General features: G+C 53.4%; 19 protein-coding genes. 12 read left to right on the plus strand and 7 right to left on the minus strand.

Annotation, left to right across the window (positions count from 1 at the left end; all coding sequences use genetic code 11):
• Nucleotides 1-307: 307 nt before the first annotated feature.
• Nucleotides 308-847, minus strand: a complete 540-nt coding sequence (locus tag ACQUST_RS00355) for a hypothetical protein (protein WP_435123776.1) — start codon at nt 845-847, stop codon at nt 308-310.
• Nucleotides 848-1,377: 530 nt separating this feature from the next.
• Between ACQUST_RS00355 and ACQUST_RS00360 the strand changes: the two genes are divergently transcribed.
• Both ACQUST_RS00360 and ACQUST_RS00365 read left to right on the plus strand, forming a co-directional pair.
• Nucleotides 1,378-1,683, plus strand: a complete 306-nt coding sequence (locus ACQUST_RS00360) for a hypothetical protein (protein ID WP_435123778.1) — start codon at nt 1,378-1,380, stop codon at nt 1,681-1,683.
• A complete protein-coding gene (locus ACQUST_RS00365) occupies nt 1,676-2,074 on the plus strand; it encodes a hypothetical protein (protein WP_435123780.1) in 399 nt (132 codons plus the stop codon). The genes ACQUST_RS00360 and ACQUST_RS00365 overlap by 8 nt, the downstream gene beginning before the upstream one ends.
• Here the strand turns inward: ACQUST_RS00365 and ACQUST_RS00370 are convergent.
• Complete coding sequence (locus tag ACQUST_RS00370) at nt 2,057-2,284, minus strand: hypothetical protein (protein WP_435123782.1); 228 nt, start codon at nt 2,282-2,284, stop codon at nt 2,057-2,059. The genes ACQUST_RS00365 and ACQUST_RS00370 overlap by 18 nt on opposite strands.
• Nucleotides 2,285-2,632: 348 nt before the next feature.
• On the opposite strand from ACQUST_RS00370, the gene ACQUST_RS00375 reads away from it, so the two are divergent.
• A complete protein-coding gene (locus tag ACQUST_RS00375; protein ID WP_435123784.1) occupies nt 2,633-2,989 on the plus strand; it encodes a hypothetical protein in 357 nt (118 codons plus the stop codon).
• Between the two features lie 219 nt (nt 2,990-3,208).
• Here the strand turns inward: ACQUST_RS00375 and ACQUST_RS00380 are convergent, their stop codons facing one another.
• Nucleotides 3,209-3,928, minus strand: a complete 720-nt coding sequence (locus ACQUST_RS00380; protein WP_435123786.1) for a hypothetical protein — start codon at nt 3,926-3,928, stop codon at nt 3,209-3,211.
• 233 nt (nt 3,929-4,161) lie between these two features.
• On the opposite strand from ACQUST_RS00380, the gene ACQUST_RS00385 reads away from it, so the two are divergent.
• The 8 genes from ACQUST_RS00385 (at nt 4,162) to queC (ending at nt 10,580) form a co-directional block, all read left to right on the plus strand.
• Complete coding sequence (locus ACQUST_RS00385; protein WP_435123788.1) at nt 4,162-4,680, plus strand: winged helix-turn-helix domain-containing protein; 519 nt, start codon at nt 4,162-4,164, stop codon at nt 4,678-4,680.
• Nucleotides 4,677-5,180, plus strand: a complete 504-nt coding sequence (locus ACQUST_RS00390) for an IS630 family transposase (protein ID WP_435126052.1) — start codon at nt 4,677-4,679, stop codon at nt 5,178-5,180. The genes ACQUST_RS00385 and ACQUST_RS00390 overlap by 4 nt, the downstream gene beginning before the upstream one ends.
• Before the next feature lie 105 nt (nt 5,181-5,285).
• Nucleotides 5,286-6,320: a tRNA-guanine transglycosylase gene (locus tag ACQUST_RS00395; protein WP_435123789.1), complete on the plus strand. Its 1,035-nt coding sequence runs from the start codon at nt 5,286-5,288 to the stop codon at nt 6,318-6,320.
• The gene (locus ACQUST_RS00400) at nt 6,317-7,219 is read left to right on the plus strand and encodes a hypothetical protein (protein WP_435123791.1); all 903 of its coding nucleotides are present in this window, start codon (nt 6,317-6,319) and stop codon (nt 7,217-7,219) included. The genes ACQUST_RS00395 and ACQUST_RS00400 overlap by 4 nt, the downstream gene beginning before the upstream one ends.
• Nucleotides 7,216-8,361, plus strand: coding sequence for a BREX system ATP-binding domain-containing protein (locus tag ACQUST_RS00405; protein ID WP_435123792.1), 1,146 nt, complete (start codon nt 7,216-7,218; stop codon nt 8,359-8,361). Before ACQUST_RS00400 ends, ACQUST_RS00405 begins: the two co-directional genes overlap by 4 nt.
• 225 nt (nt 8,362-8,586) lie before the next feature.
• On the plus strand, nt 8,587-9,048 hold the full coding sequence (locus tag ACQUST_RS00410) for a 6-pyruvoyl trahydropterin synthase family protein (RefSeq protein ID WP_435123794.1): 462 nt from the start codon (nt 8,587-8,589) through the stop codon (nt 9,046-9,048).
• A gap of 3 nt (nt 9,049-9,051) precedes the next feature.
• Nucleotides 9,052-9,828, plus strand: coding sequence for a 7-carboxy-7-deazaguanine synthase QueE (locus ACQUST_RS00415; protein WP_435123796.1), 777 nt, complete (start codon nt 9,052-9,054; stop codon nt 9,826-9,828).
• Between the two features lie 2 nt (nt 9,829-9,830).
• The gene (gene queC, locus ACQUST_RS00420; RefSeq protein WP_435123798.1) at nt 9,831-10,580 is read left to right on the plus strand and encodes a 7-cyano-7-deazaguanine synthase QueC; all 750 of its coding nucleotides are present in this window, start codon (nt 9,831-9,833) and stop codon (nt 10,578-10,580) included.
• An 18-nt stretch (nt 10,581-10,598) separates the two neighbouring features.
• On the opposite strand, the gene ACQUST_RS00425 is transcribed toward queC, so the two are convergent.
• Nucleotides 10,599-11,585, minus strand: coding sequence for a hypothetical protein (locus ACQUST_RS00425; protein ID WP_435123799.1), 987 nt, complete (start codon nt 11,583-11,585; stop codon nt 10,599-10,601).
• An 88-nt stretch (nt 11,586-11,673) separates the two neighbouring features.
• Between ACQUST_RS00425 and ACQUST_RS00430 the strand changes: the two genes are divergently transcribed.
• On the plus strand, nt 11,674-12,339 hold the full coding sequence (locus tag ACQUST_RS00430) for a hypothetical protein (protein ID WP_435123801.1): 666 nt from the start codon (nt 11,674-11,676) through the stop codon (nt 12,337-12,339).
• Nucleotides 12,340-12,342: 3 nt separating this feature from the next.
• Here ACQUST_RS00430 and ACQUST_RS00435 read toward each other — a convergent pair whose 3' ends face one another.
• From ACQUST_RS00435 to ACQUST_RS00445, 3 genes are all read right to left on the minus strand, one after another.
• Nucleotides 12,343-13,110, minus strand: coding sequence for a hypothetical protein (locus ACQUST_RS00435; protein ID WP_435123803.1), 768 nt, complete (start codon nt 13,108-13,110; stop codon nt 12,343-12,345).
• Nucleotides 13,111-13,182: 72 nt separating this feature from the next.
• Complete coding sequence (locus ACQUST_RS00440; protein WP_435123804.1) at nt 13,183-13,890, minus strand: hypothetical protein; 708 nt, start codon at nt 13,888-13,890, stop codon at nt 13,183-13,185.
• 1 nt (nt 13,891) lies between these two features.
• Nucleotides 13,892-16,036, minus strand: a complete 2,145-nt coding sequence (locus ACQUST_RS00445; RefSeq protein ID WP_435123805.1) for a queuine tRNA-ribosyltransferase tRNA-guanine transglycosylase — start codon at nt 16,034-16,036, stop codon at nt 13,892-13,894.
• Between the last annotated feature and the right edge of the window lie 48 nt (nt 16,037-16,084).

Below are 16,084 nucleotides of genomic sequence, written 5' to 3' on the forward strand. Positions count from 1 at the left end.
TCAGTCGATCTATCACAAGAAGCTATCCTACACAATCCATTTTTTATGTATAGAACCGTACGGGTTGAAAGTGGATATCAATGCATACCAAACATCGATATAATGTACATCAGTAATCCACCTGCAGTCTGCGAAATACCACTCATGTATACTCAATATGCTGAACTGCATGCATGGCTCGAGTTTACCAAGAGCTAGATATCGAAGCGGTGTCACTGGAAAACCACCCCATAACCATTCCAAAACCTGACAAATTGTTCTGGAGGGTATTACGGAAAAAGCGGGGGGTAACTGAGAGAGCGGTGAGCTACTCAGAGCCAGCAGGCGGGTCGAAATAGAACGTGTCTTCGCACTCCTTCTCCGAGTAGTGTTTGAGGAACTCATAGCGACACCCCAAACGAATGGCGTCTAATGGGATCGCCTCCGTCCACGGAATCTGGACGAGCGTTTTCCCGTCCATCGTGGGATGTGACGCCTTGAACGATACCGCTTCGTCAGTCGATATCGCGTAGTTCGGCAGCAACTGTGTTGCGAGTACTGATGGGGGATCCAGTGGCACGTAGACTAACAGGGCGATATAGCCATCGTGCCGAAACAGCTTCGTCAGCTGTTCAAACCAGATCTTGAAGCTGCCTATCTGTCCGTCTTCGTACCGATACTGACAGGATTTGAGTTCGACTTTCTCCCCTTCGTGCGTCCGGGCATCGTACCATGACCCGTGGTCTTTTTCGAGATCGAATTTCTCACGGAGATACTTCTCGGCACGCCACCAGATCGGCGGGTCGTCTGAACTCGAAGAGGTGTAGTCGAGTTGGCACTCCTCATCGCGTAGAAGGTAGCGTCGCATCGGCGTCACCTCCAACCCCTATGGAATCGCTTTGGGGAGAGGGTGAAGCGACTCTTCAGCTCTCTCAATTGATGGCAAGAGGTTATGAACGGGTTGTCTCTCCCGGGCCGATCAACTGATCGTGCCAATCTTCCAGATAACTGTCTTCCGGCTGGTTGAATGTCAGTGCCTCTGCATCGTGGTCTTGGATTGCCAGTCATGCCTGTTTCGATCATTGTTTGCCCGTCTCCTGTGGTCGCTCTATAGCACCGACTGCTGGTGCTGCCCTCGAGGATCTACTCCGGGTAAATAAGAATTATGTCAGGAGTGGGATCTCGGTGGGACAAACAGCATTCAGGGACACACACACCCCACGTCTTGAATGAATATCTCAGGTTTTCACCATCGTGTAGTCACTATTGGCGACCGGGACACACACCCCTCGTCTTGAATGTAATTGCGAATCACGCTCCGCGAGAGAGGAGCCCTCACTCGAACTTTCTGTTATCGGAAAGGCAACATATTCTATCATACAGTGCATTGTCCCGAGTATGGAACGCCGCGAGTTCTTCGTAGCGGCTGCTGCTACGCCCATCGTGGGGTTTCCCGACTTTGAGAGGGTGGAGAGCGATTTCTCGGAACTTCCAGAATCAGATGATCCGATGGTTTGGTTTGGTCTGCTCTCCGTGGCTGTAGAAGCGCCGGTCGACGAGGAGGAGGCGCTTGAGGCAGCTGAGTGGATTCGGGATGACCGCGAGATAGAGGAAGCGATACGACGGGCAGCTCGGGACGAGTACGACGAAGATGAACTGATCGAACGGTTTGTTGCAACGTCGGACTGGGTGGAGTATGAGTGACGAGATTCCTTCACACGTTGAATTGGATGATCTCCCAAATGTGATCCTTGAGCCGCCAGAACGGTTTGAGCGCATCGAGAACCGGATCGGGTGTTGTGGCGTGAAACCGAACCTCGTCTATGGTGGGTGTGTCCATCGGATTTGGGTGACGCACGCCGTCGATTTCGTTCGGAAAGTGTGTGACGGAGATGTCGACGCCTATGTGAATATGTTCGCACCCAATCTCTGTTCCCCGGAGGTTGAGAAAGAAATGCGGGAAGCTGTCGAGCAGGCTCTCGAGTTCCACGACGAATACGAGAGAGAATTCGAGAGATTGCGTGAATACCGAGAACAGGAGTGGCAGCGGATCCGTGAGGAGAGTAGTAACAGTGGCTCAGATGCTGTCCAATAGCTCCTGTAGCTCCCGCATTTTCTGCTCGACTTCCCACTCCTCCGTCTTCTCGTGTTCTCCAGCGATTCGATAGGAGTGGGCGACGAGCGAGTTCACGCTTGCCAGAAAGTTCTGCATATTGTGTCGTAGCTGCTCGTCAGACGTGCTGCTGTCCAGCTCTTCGTAGTTTCTCCTCAGGATCTCCATTGTCGTCCCAAGGTCATCGGGCATATCCGGATCCGATGACTCAACCCTAATGAATGCCGGCCTGCAGCTGCTTTGCCGTCTCTTCGACTGTGATGGCGTTCTGGCCTATCCCCGTAGGCACTATACCAACTTCACGGGTCTAATCAGTACGTCACAAGCGGATTTAGAGTTCCGCAAGAAACAGAGGGGCTAGGGTGGGTTTCATTCAAGACGTGGCGTGTGTGGGTGGGTGCTCAATCCAGCTGCGATGTCGATAATCTGGACTCTCGAGCTTACATTCAAGACGTGGCGCGTGTGGGTCGACTTCGATAGTTAGTTCTCGCGCGGGTCGCCAACTGGAACATCACCGTATTCCGGACAGGAGACCCAGCCTTGTCCAAAGGCACCGCCGAGTCCCTCGTCAGGTCGCCACTCGTGTTCCTCGCCACAGTTTGGACACTCGACCACAGGAGGATCGATCTCGATCGCTTCCCTGCGAATGTAGTGATTGCCCTGATAGGAATCACAGTGCTGGCAGACGTTCCCCCACACCTCTTTTTCGAGGGTGTTGCTGTAGACACGCTCAACAGGCGTGTCGTAATTCGCAAGGACATCGCCGATTGGTGTATCGAGATGATCGTGCCGCGGCCAAACGACAGGAGTGTCCTCGCCACACTGCCAACACTTCGTGTGCCACGTCAGCAACTGATCGGGGTCAACAGGAAGATCATCAGGGAGCATATTGACTAAGAATCCACAGTATAGCATTTGACTGCTATCATTGGAGTAAGTGGCTGTAAGTCGGTATTTACAGCACAATTAGGGTATCTGGCTATCGAGAGTGTTATTAAACACTCATATATTGACTGCCAACGTTCCTGTTAAATATAATTGGTATTCTAAGCACGGTACAAGGTACAGGACGCGTATCTTCAATCTCGATCATTCGATCTATTACTACCAAAATAATCAGAGACCAAATTCTTCTGGACTAACTTCCGGTTCGGCGATCTCACCAAGAACCCATCCAATATATTCACCAGCCTCGTTTGCCTCAGTGGTCTCTTGCTGGCATTCCATCGAACTCATTAGTAAATTCACCAGTTCCATCGTCACTTCGTCTCTGTCTCCCAAAGAGTCCAAACGTTGTTTGAGTTCTTTTGCCCTCTTCTTTTGGTTTTGTACTTCCGAGCGGAATGGCTCTTCATGCGGAACCCTCAGGTCAAGGGTCTCGTCTATATTCCGTTCTGTCATTCTAATCATTGTTTCGCGGGTGTCAAGTTCATCTATCGTATCTGCATACTCCTCTCCATTTTCAATCAGCCAATTTCTGAACTCTTCGGCAAACTCCCGAATTTCCAGTAGACGATCCTTTTGAGGCCAGTGTTCAAAGTCATGGAACGTGTCGTTCCGAATTCCGTGCAAATCCTTGATGGCCTCTTCATAATCGCCTATTGAAGAGAATGAGGACAGAGCATTCAGTCTATTTCTGACTCGGTTCCATTGCTTCCTCAGATTTTTATCTTTTAAATCCGCACTCTGGTCAAGATAAGTAGTACCCACCATGCAGATGATTTCTGAATAAAAATCCCAGAGAGCAAGAACCTGTAACCGACGTTCTTCTTTATTATTGAGTGATAGGTCATCGAACAATTCCAATCGCTGTTTACCCGTGTTTGAGTCGACCATATCCGGGGATGTACTGGCAATAATATAATGTTTCCACTATGATCCCCACATCAACTGATAGAATCCTGAATAGAGTCTCTATATCCAGACACCAATTCTGATGAGTCTCTAATAGAAAGCACCACTCGTCGATTACCCCTCGACCTATATTGAGCGACTCCTGTTTGGATGTGGGCACCCTTCTATTAGGGATTAGCAGAGGTATTGATGCTCTCTGAGCGCGTAGGGGTAGTATGACTCGTGAGGGTGCAAAGTTGGATGGTGTCGATCCGGAGCAGTTGCGCCAGCAACTGCGGAGGGAAACTGATGCGAAAGCGACCAAGCAACTGACGGTTGCGCTTCTCTACGATGCGGGCTTCTCCGCCTATGAAATCGAAGATCTGCTCGGTGTTCCTGCTCAAACTGGATACAATTGGTTGGAGGTAGTCGCCGAGCGCGACGTCACCGCGCTCGGCGACGCACCCAAGGCCGGACGAGCACCCCGGCTGTCCGCTGACCAGTGGACGGAACTGACGGCGACGCTGCACGCGTCGCCGACAGAGGCCGGCTACGACGATCCTGCGTGGTCACCTCAACTCCTCCGGTCGCACATCTTCGACACCTACGGCGTCGAGTACTCTCACGCGCACATGTATCGACTCCTCGAAAAGGCCGGGCTGTCACGGCAGACAGCCCGGCCGTACCACTACAAAGCCGATCCCGCTGAGAAGGCACGCTGGCGTGGCGAGTTCAAAAAAAGTGGTCGGCGCTGAAGGCTGACGGGTACACGATTGCGGTCATTGATCAGCATACGGAGGCGGTTTCGACGAATCAGAAACCGACGTGGTTTCCGGTAAACTCCCGCCCGAGACTGCCGGTCTCGGGCGGGCGAGCGGCGATAAATATGCTCGGTGCAGTTACTGACACTGGTGAGCACTTCGTCGCGCTGACGCCCGCCTCGTTCACCGCCACGGTCAGCAAGTACTTCTTGCGAGCACTCCGCCATCGCTTCGGCAAGAAGCTCGTGATCGTCTTGGACAACGCGCCGTATTTCATCGCCAAGGATCTCAAGAAGCAGGCCGCTGGCGACGGCCTGCTTCTTGAATATCTACCACCGTATGCGCCTGAGCTGAATCCACTGGAGAACTGCTGGCTCCAGATCAAAGCCGCCCGAAAGAATCGGCTCTTCGAGACGATTGACGACGTGAAACGCTTCCTCACAGCAACAATCCCGAGACTCACTGCATCGAAAGTGTATCACTACTTATGCTAATCCCTATTAGGGCGACTGGATTTCACGAACTCTTTCCATCTAGAGAAATTGTAAGATATATTAATAAAATATGAAGTACGAGGCGAGCTTACCGGCTCGCAGCCTATGTTGTATCGACGTAGAACGCTTAACACGCCCCACGGATCTGTCGAAACACCTGTGCTATTCCCGGTACGCAATATTGGAAAGAGATCAAGCGACAATACTCCAGAATACACGAGAACGATCCCTGATTTGCAGACTGCAATGGTAAACGCCCGTGCAGTTAAGAAACGGGACACTCAATGGCAACAGATCGTGGAGGGACAGGGACTCAGGAAAGAGATGGATGTCGATGAAGAAACAGTCGTCTTTGCCGATAGTGGGGGATTCGATTTTGTCTCTGGGGAGCCCGATATTTCGCCGGAAGAAGTGATAACCGTCCAGAGAGAGATTGGTGCCGATCTATTTGGGACAGTCGACTTACCTCTTCAACCGACAAGCCGAGAATCACGGAACCACCGCCGAATTGAGCGCGGTCTCGAACTAGCGCTTCGAGCTAGTGATGCTCACGACGGATCCGGACTACTGATTGCCAGTGTCCACGGCTACGATTCAAAGACTATCCGTAACAATATCGACTATCTAGAGAGAGAGGGAGAGTTCGACGGATATGCCGTAGGAAGTTTAGTCCCGATTCGGAATGATTACCAGAAAGTGACTAAATTGGTTTTAGCCGCTCGAACGGCTACTGACAAGCATCTCCACGTGTACGGACTTGGCGGCCACGTATATCAGCCGCTATTGCTGTATCTCGGCGTGGATAGCTTCGACTCAACCTCGTTTATCAAAAGTGCGGGGAAACGGAGATACCTAGTTCCCGGGTTCGGTGGGGATGTACTTCGGGACTTAGAACAATTGGAGTATCTTCCCTGTTCTTGCCCGGTCTGCTGCGACCGTCGGCTTGATGCAATCCGGGAAGACAGGGACTTGCTTACTCGCCATAATCTATGGGCACTGACTATCGAACTTCGTCGGTTCCGATACGTCGTCGAGAGTGAGAAGGATATCGAGACCTATCTCGACCTCCGTTTTGAAGGAAATGACGTGACAAAACGCGCATACGAGAAAGCTAAACAACAGGTGAGGAGACTATCATGAATGATGAACGAGCCACTATTCGTCCGGTAACTATCGCTCGTCTCGTTGAAGCGGTGGATACCTGTAAAGACGCAGCCATCTCGATAGAAACTATTGGAGATGTACTGGACACATCGGATAGACGAGCCACCGAGGTGACTGCTGAGGCTGCTCGTATCGGGCTACTTGAACAACTCAACCGAAACCCTGCAGAATACCGTATCTCTAAGCTTGGGAAGGACTTCCTATACGCTATCCGAGAGGAAGATTGGCGACAGGTTAGCGAATTACTCTCAGAACATAGTCCTCACTACGCGGTGATCCGAGAAGAACTGCGAGAGACGGGGCCAGCGACACAGACCACACTTCTTGAACGGCTGGGAGAGCGACAGACAGAATACACCTTCAACGAAACAGGAGTGGATATTGTGTGTGACTGGGGTGAACGACTCGGAGATCTGCAGAGACACGCATTTTCGGGGCGATACTATGTAGTCGAAACACGGGAAAGCCTAGACACCGAGTTTCACTCTGTTCTGCTGTCGGAGTACGATGAATTGAACGGGTCAGTAGGTCTGGATGTTCAACAACGCTATGTTTCTGTTCCTCGTCTTCGGGAATGCGTTTGTGAGCGACTGAAATGTACCCGAGACGTGTTTGACGAGACACTGGTAGCCCTCGTCGAAAGCAATATCGGGAAACTTGAACTAACGGGGGCCCCACGGGATACGACGGCCAAGGATGCGGCTCTAGGTATCAAGCGTATACAATTATCCGAAAATGGGGGTGTAGTGACAACCGTCCAATCAACAGACCGTGTCTTGCGTGGTATTGAGTATCGGAATAGACAGTACTATTATTTCGTTGATCAGCGGCCCGACCGTCCAATCACTCCACGAGAAAGTGAGGGAAAACTATGACGGGATTCCAACTAACTGGCACAAAGAGCGATTATTCAAGGTACAATCTGCAAGGAAATCCGTTCCCATATAGTCCGGTTCCTGACGACGAACCTCTCGTCTATTGTGGACAGGAACATGTGACAGATACGATTCGAACTACTGTCTCGACTACACTCAGTACTGGGAAGTCCCGCCATCTCGTGATCACCGGAAAATACGGGAACGGCAAATCGCATACTCTGAAGTACACTCGGTCGCTGTTGAGGAACCGCGACGATGTCGTGGTTGGGTATGTTTCTCAGCCCGGAGACGGCTTCCTCGACATATACCACGAGTTTATGTATGATCTGGGATTCGACCGAGTACAACGGCTTGCCTACGAGTACTTGGCCCGAGTCACAAGTGAGGTCACGGATATTAGCCCTGAGTCGGCAGACGAAATGAGAGCACTATTAGACGATGGCGAGGCTCTATTGTCTGAGATTGTCCCAGAGGCGGTGCAGCGGCTAAGTGACGTGACTGAGTTCGCTGACTTTGCCCGAGCTATTGTCCATCTGGTCTACGAGGATACGAACCTCTATGCGTGGCAGTGGTTGACCGCAGAGGGCATCCGATATGAGCAGCGTAAGGAAATGGAGATTCATAGCGCCCTCGACGATAACACAACAGGCGTGCGAGCATTCACCGCATTGAAGAAGATGCTACTAGAGCTGGGGTACACTGGCGTGTTCGTGTTTATCGACGAGTTCGAGAGTATCTCCCGCCTTACCCCCAAAGATGAGCAGGCGGTACTGAATAGCATCCGGCATCTAATGGATCAGAACAGTGCGGGCCTGTGTCTGTTGTTCGGTTGTGCGCCTGAAGTTTGGCAGGATGTGATGAGTGAGTACCATGCATTTTCAGAACGAATCGGCGAGGAGGTCGCCCTCAAGCCGTTGACTGAAGAGTACATCCGTGAGCTAGTTGCTGCATATCTCAATACTGTCCGTCCTGATGACATCGGAATAGAGCCTTTCACCGAGGAAGCTCTATCGGAGATTCTGCGGCACTCTCAGGGTAATATTCGGCAGGCACTTGCCGCCTGCAGCAGAACGCTCGACCGGGGAGCGGCTAAGGAAGCACCCCACCTCACCACCGAAATCGTTCGCGAGGCACTCTAATTAACGAACTCGAACAGATTCAATATCTGCGGCAGTAGAGGAAACAGTTGCCATAGCCCTCGCTCTCAACCAGTCACCTAGTATTAATCGCGTCGAGGTGAACTGGACACCCACCACTCAATTACCGGGAGTCTACGGCCGACTACGTGACGTCTAGGTTGATCGAGCCATACCTCAACTGCCAGTTAGAGCTACTTTTATATAATACCCAGATGACCCTTGGATATGGCTGAAAGAATATCTCAAGAGGGCTTAGATAGTACTGGAGTGATAAACAGCACAAAACGAACCCTCTCAATTGGCCAGTCACAGCCACTTCGAATTAGTGCGGGTCATCGGATTCTCCACCACGACGGAAAATGCTCTCGGCCACACGGTCACAATTACGAGATCTCTATCAAAATCACAGGTGAACTTAGTGAAGAGGGATGGATTGTCGACAAGAAACAGGTGACAGATGTTGTTGACCAGTGGGATCATCGCTTCCTTCTTGAAGAGGGTGACCCCCTCATTGACGCATTCGAGGCGAGTGGGGACGGCAACGCTGTGGTTGTTCTGAATCATCCGCCGACGGCCGAAGTAATGAGTGTCGTTCTTGAACGTCGCCTACTCAATAGACTTCCCGAAACGGTTGCTGAGGTGACTGTTGAGGTTCAAGAAACCAAGGAACTCTGTGCCACTTGCTAAAGTATGCCTGTAAATTCTACTAAAACCGACTTGACCCGTAATTCCTCGTCTGATAGTCGCTCATTGCCGATCAACGAGGTGTTCTACTCACTCCAAGGCGAGGGAAAACTCGCTGGAACACCGTCTGTATTTATCCGAACGAGCGGATGTAATCTCCGTTGCTGGTTCTGTGACTCGTACCATACCTCGTGGGATCCCATCCACGACCTGATGGAAGTAGACAAGATCGTCGAGAAGGTTCAGGAGTACGAGAGTGCCAATCATATTGTAGTCACTGGTGGAGAGCCGCTGATTCACGATGAAACTGTCGAGTTAATAGACCGGATGCAGGACAACGGCTACCACATAACAGTTGAAACGAATGGAACCATCGTTCGAGATGCCGCAATAGATCTCGTCAGCCTTAGTCCGAAATTGGCGAGTAGCACCCCAACGGCAGAGAAAGATCCGATGGGAGACGGAGAACAGGCAAAACATCATGAGCGACATCGCATAAACGTGGATGCCATTGCAGAGATGATTGACTCATACAAATTTCAGCTGAAATTCGTGGTGACCGACCAAGGTGATATCTCGGAGATTAACAATCTCGTCGAACGAGTCCGGGATATAACAGCGACCACTATCAACAATTCGGACGTGTTACTAATGCCAGAGGGGGCAACACGCTCGTCACTCGCAGACACCAGTGACTCGGTGGCAGAACTGGCACTAAAACACGGATATCGGTACTCCCCCCGCCTTCATGTGGACTTGTGGAACGATGCACCGGGGACATAACTATGTCTGAGAAAAATCGACTGACCACGGATGAGAAGGCGAATAATCACCGTGCTGCATCTGATCGGGCAGTGATCTTGGTTTCCGGTGGGATGGATAGTGCCACTGCTGCCTATGAGGCGATGGATCGCGGGTACGAGCCACTCTTCCTGCATACCTCGTATGGCCAACAAACTGAGGAAAAGGAGTATGCATGCGCCGAACAGATAGCAGCAGAGGTTGACGTAGAGGACTTCCTACACATCAATACGGAATACCTCGCAGCGATTGGTAGCTCAAGTCTGACGGATAGGGAGATGGATGTGGAAGAGGCCGATCTGAATTCTGAAGACATTCCCACATCATACGTTCCATTTCGGAACGCGAATCTGCTTGCAATTGCGGTATCTTATGCTGAAGCGAACGAAGCTGAGGCGGTGTTTATTGGCGCCCATAGTGAGGACTTCTCTGGCTATCCGGACTGTCGACCGAAGTTCTTCGAGGCATTCCAGCAAGTCGTAGACGTTGGAACAAAACCAGATACTCAGATTGAACTTGTAGCTCCCTTCGTCGAGTGGTCGAAGACCCAGATCGTCCAGCGCGGTCTTGAGCTTGATGTCCCGTTTGAGATGACTTGGAGTTGTTATCGTTCCGAGGCCCCCGCATGTGGTACCTGTGATGCTTGCGCCTACCGCCTGCAGGCCTTTGCACAAGCCGGGGTTAGCGACCCTCTTGAGTATGAACAACGCCCCTCCTATACTGACGATGAATAAACGAAACTCCGCCAGAGGCTAGTCAACTAACTCAAACAGAGGATCGATGTCTGCGACCGTGTAGTGTCGCAATAGTTCCCGAAGCGCCCGCTGTTCGTCACCATTTGTGTCATCCTCGCACAGTTCGAGGTATCGCTCCCCGAAATAGGGGATGTCGGCGTTTGTGACCTTAGGGTCGGAGAGATCGCCGCTGTAACGGGGATGATCTGTCCGCCACTCTGCGGGGTCAAGCGAGTGGTCGTAGATGTCCCAGAACGTCGGCAGCACGCTGGCGTTCTCCTCGAGTGACCCCCACGGATCCAAATTCACGACCTTCCGTTCGGCGAACAAAGCCTCGACGCGAGCGTCGAGCCCGGACTCAACGTCGACGAGACGCTCGGCTCGGCCGAGGAGGTGGCGCCTGTCGAAGTCTCCCTTGAACAGAACGAGTTGATCAGGATCGCGTGTCTCAACGTACCCGCAAAACTCCTCAAGCAGGGCGGTCTCGGTTGCTGGCGTCGTACCAGAGCGGAACAGCACCTCCGAGGTACCCGGCACCCCGAGGCTCGGCGTGTACCCGACACCGATACACAGGAGTTCGACATGATCCGAGTTTTCGAAGTCGAACTCCGCTTCCGAGACTTGGCTGATGGTCTCGATGTCAAGGGCGACCGCATCTCCTTCGACCTGCTCGATAGGCCCTTCCTGTTCCTGTTCGATGACGGCGTCTTCGGGCGGCTCCGGAAGATGCCTCAACTCCAACTCGCCGCGGTTCGACCCGATGCCGACCTTTCCATTGTATATGTCCCCTTCAGCGTTCTCGAAACAGTACCACTCACCGTCTTCCAGCCCATCGGTCTCGAGGTCGCCTGCCCAGATCTTCAGCTCTAACTGCTCCCCCTCGATGTCTTCCAGCAGAACCTGCGTGTTTCCGTCATCGAAGGTTCGTTGTTGGAGGACTTTTGCGGCGATGTCAATCGATTCGTTATCAACTATGTCATCTTTGGTTGCTTGTGAGTGACTCATTCCTATCGGATGACTACATCCCCGGCCACATAAATAAGGGTTCAAGAACCAATCAAATTTTTATCATCGCGGTGTGATTCCGGGTAGCATGGAGTGGGACTTCCCACAGGGTGCCGACCAATACTTCGAGACCGTTCAGCCGGAGTGGAAGAAGCTGGGATTCACAACGGAGGTCGTCCGCCTCTTCTGGGAGTACCCGGAGGCGAACGACATCACGGCAGTTGACCCAGTCGTTGAAGCGAACGTCGAGGAGCGGGTCAGTCGACAGCTCCGGTTCCTACGGGCGCTTGATCTAATCGACGAGTCGGATAAGCTTACGCCGAACGGCATTTGGCTCGCCACTGTCTATCAGCCGCCGGCGCAGCAACCGGTCACGTCGGTGGACGTATCGATAGAACGGAAAGGCTCACTCGGTGCGGCCGAGCAGGAGGTATTTCGTGGCCTCCTGCTCGGCCATCACTGGCTTCCAATGTTGGCCACAGCCCACCAGCTATCGGGCGAACGCGTCCCTGCGAAACAGAGCGATGGAAGGCACGTGACGTCCTTCTCCGAGCGCCTCGACTCCATCGAGGAGTACAGTGACCTTTCCTCCGGGGCATGGCAGACGAGGGCCGAGGTGCATTACAACTGGTTCTGCGCCATCGGTTTCGCCCGCCGCCGCGAAGGGGAACTCGCGCTCACCGAGGACGGCCACGCCTTCCACGATCGTGTTGAGCAGTACTATCCGCCGGAGTGGGACGACTTTGTGGCCTAGTAATCAGTCGGACACACGAGACGGTGGCTGCTTGAGTTCGGCATCTCGGCGTTGGCGGAAGGCCTCGCGGGCCTCCTCCTCACAGTCGATGCAAACATAGCGAGGTCGTGTGTCGTAGATACCGTCGTGATACAGCTGCTCGGCAGCGATTGCTGCAGGTGCGGTACCGGCACAGGGTACGACGAGCATCCCGTCTTCCGTGGGATCGTAGAGGCCGCGGAGCCACTCGTAGTAGGGTTCTGTCGGCTTGACGCTGCCCCAGTCGAACTGTTCACGCTGTCGCTCCGCGATCTGCCGGGCTGAGATGTCCGTGACGCGCTCCGTCTCGCCTTTGTGGGCGAACACGACGGGGTACCCGCCGTTGGTGAGGTACGCCCCTGAGGTGCTACAGTCTGGTTCTCCCTCTTTGGTCACGTAGGTCACGCCCCCGACGCGGCGATAGCCGCCACCCCGATATTCCTTTGCTACATTCCCCCACGTTTCTTGCAGGTATTGAATGAGGTGGGGGAGAACCCAGTCGTCCGCGTCGGCGATCAACCAGCCGCCCGGTCGAAGAGCTTCCTTGCAAGCATCGAGAATTGCCTCTGTCTGCTCAAAATCGTGCGTTGGATATGTGACCCCAAACTGACCCGCTCGGTGAGGTCTGGCCCATGCGTCGTCAAGATGGATGACCGAGGCACGGCCCGAGAGGTCGCGTAGTTGCTCCAGAGCATCTCCGACTACGTATCGCTGGTCTTCTCTGTCTTCAAGGAGATATTCGTCCTTCGTCATACCAAGTTATTCGGTGAAGGAGTGGGGGGCCTATTAATCCATCAGATGACGCCGGGCTACCCGGGCGTCTGCCTAGGGATCGCTGAACTGTTCGAACCCGGCCTGCTCGGTCGGAGGGGTTGTGCAATAGCTCTCGATGTCTGTTATATCAGTGACCGTCGCTCCGGCAGCGACGTTGGCGGCGAAGTTCTTCATGTAAGTCCCTTTAACTCCGATTGCGCCGCCGCCGTACTTGCTGCCGGTCTTCGTGTTGGCCGTCAACGACAGGGCATTAGAGCGGTCGGCGACGAGTTCGTCACGGTTGAACACAACGACGTACACGTCTTCTGGGGCCTGCTGCACGGCGTTTTCCACGTCGATCGCCTCGTAATACGTCGCCCCGAGGAGGAAGAAGATAATATCGGACTCCTCTGATTTCTCCACGTGATTGGCTACATCGTCAGGAAGTCCCATCTCGCGGCCCCGTCGCCGCGCATGGCCATTATTCTGGAACTTCACGTTGTAAGCCGGTAGCTCCTGATTCTCGGGCACTAACCCGAAGCCGGCGCTCACGAAGTATCGATCGACGGGTACCTCCGCTGTGGTCATTTGGTCGACGGCCTCAGTGACAAGTCTCTGCTGGCGTCCGTCATACAAGTTCCGAGCCCGGCGACAGACGGTGTCATCCTTCTGAAGAAGTTCCTCTAGATCGTGATTGTCAACCTCCGACTCACTGAGCCGGTCACAGTCGTCAGGGAGATCCTTGTCGTTCGAACACTGGTCGATGACGAGGACGCGCATCTTAGAGTTCCCCCATCGTAGAGTCTGTGATTGGCTCCGTATCAACTTCTTTGCCGACAAGTCCGAGAGCGGTGTCACGGAGATCATCTGCCGTTTCGTAGGTTTGCACTGTACACCCGCTTGCTTCAACGGACTGTTGGACGGCTTCGTTTAGCTCACCGTGTACCAGCAGGTGATCGTACCGACTCGCCTCTGTTTGAAGTGTCTCTTCCATCGCTACTGGATCGACGGAAATCGAGTCCGGAGGTGCTTCCCACCACTCTGTAAGTCCGTCCGCGCTCAGAACGCCAAGTTCGGCGACCGGAATATCGTGGGTCGCGCTCCAGAAAGTATCCCGGACGTTGCGCAAGTAGTCGCCGACAGTCTCGTATCCCAGCAAGCTTGACTCTACTGGGGTAACGATCATCGTCTTCGGGAATTCGGTGGTGAACTCTCTATAGAATCGATGAATATTGTGGAATCCACGCCGGCGGTTACGGTTGTTTCGCCGGAAGATGGCAACGTCGATCCCCATCCGCTCACAGATGGGACAGGAACATTCCTCCCACGGGCGATCACGGAGTGTCCGCGAGTACTCTTCCAGATAGCTCTCTTCATCGAAGTCCTGCACGTACTCCCGGAGCAGCCACATTAGCTGATCGAAGAGAGCATCGTCCCCATAGATAGCTGCGGCCTGCTCTGCCATTGGGATCGGCCCCGGCATCCACTCTTCCCAAACTTCTTCAGTTGTGTCAATCAGGTCGCGATACTTCTCAAAGGCGAGTGGCGAGTCCTGCGAGTCTTCTCTCAGGAGCCGGGCAATTTCCCGACGTAGGTTGCCAAAGCTCGATCCAAGCTCTCGTCCGTACTCGAAATCGTCTCGGAGGGCCTGACGGACATCGGTCAGACTTGACTCATCAAACCTGTTCTCGTGGCGGTTTTCCTCGAGATAATCGGGTAGAGCATCAAGGGTCGTTCGCGCCTCGTCACGCCATGCGGTCATAGCCTCGATGATTGAGTCTCGCTGATCGTATGCCCGAAGGGCTTGTAGAATCGGCTGACCGCGGAGTTCAAGATCGATGCTCTCGCGGAAGCCGCGTTGAGGCGTTGACGGGTGAACCCTTATAGCGTCGTATTTCCGCTCGTGGCCGAGGTGATAGTTCTTTCCTCCTGTCCACGACGCCCGGAGCATACTCGCACTATCGAAGCTCGAAATGCCCGATCGACGGATCTGACCGAACGCATCGTTCTTAGCGAACCCAAAGATGTGTGCATCGATCCGTCTCTCGTCTTCCTCTTGGTACCTGTTGATGACCTCGCCGACGGCCTCAACGACCTCCTTCACGAATCCCACGGAAGCTCCTGCGAGCCCACCGATACCGATGTAGTTGTAGCCCGTTTCGATGACGCGCTCGGCGGCATCGGCATACGTATCGGCTGACCAGCCTTGGATAGCGGCCATTAACCTGAATGGACGTCCTTCGTTCTCTTGATAGAGTTCCCACATCTGTTCCGCGTTCTCTAAGGTCAACTCGTATCGGTGCTGTGGGTCGTTCCTGAAGTACTCGAGGCGAGGATCACTCTCGCTCGCATCAATGAGATCGTCTTCCGTCGAGAATCGAGAGAGGTCGAGTGTTTCCGGCGTCTCATCCGTTCTCCACGGAGCGATCATCACGTCAGTCTCGTGCGTGTCCTCTCCGAGTTTGCCCGGCAGATCATTCTCATCAAAACCGTCTGGCAGGGCCCGCTCGTCGAGGTAGAGACGGGAGGTCGGCTCAGAGTCAATGATGAGGTGATCGATGGTCACGCCGACGGTCATCCCGACTTCGTCGTAGAACTCCATAATCCCCTTCGGGGTGTACGGGGGGCGGGGAAGCTTCCGGTATCCCCATGCACCACAATCGACGATCGTCGGAAGCCAGTTCGGCATTCCGCCACCGAGTCCACCGTATATACCGTGGTTTCGAATGCGTTCGCTCTTGGCGTTGGTGTCCTCTATCTGATCTCGGGAGACCAGAATACCGTCTAGAGGCGCTTCTTCACGGCCGTAAATGTCCCAAATGAAGTGGAGGGGACGCTCCGACTTTCGCAACTCTGAGTTCTCGTCGTAGAGGAAATTATACTCTGCGTCTACGTTGTCGTCCCAATCGGGAAGATAGAATCTCACGTATTAGATCACCGTTTTTGAGTTCTTTTTGAGTGCATAGATAGGGCT

The organism is Halobaculum sp. D14, from assembly GCF_051195135.1.
Taxonomy (GTDB): Archaea; Halobacteriota; Halobacteria; order Halobacteriales; family Haloferacaceae; genus JBNTKA01.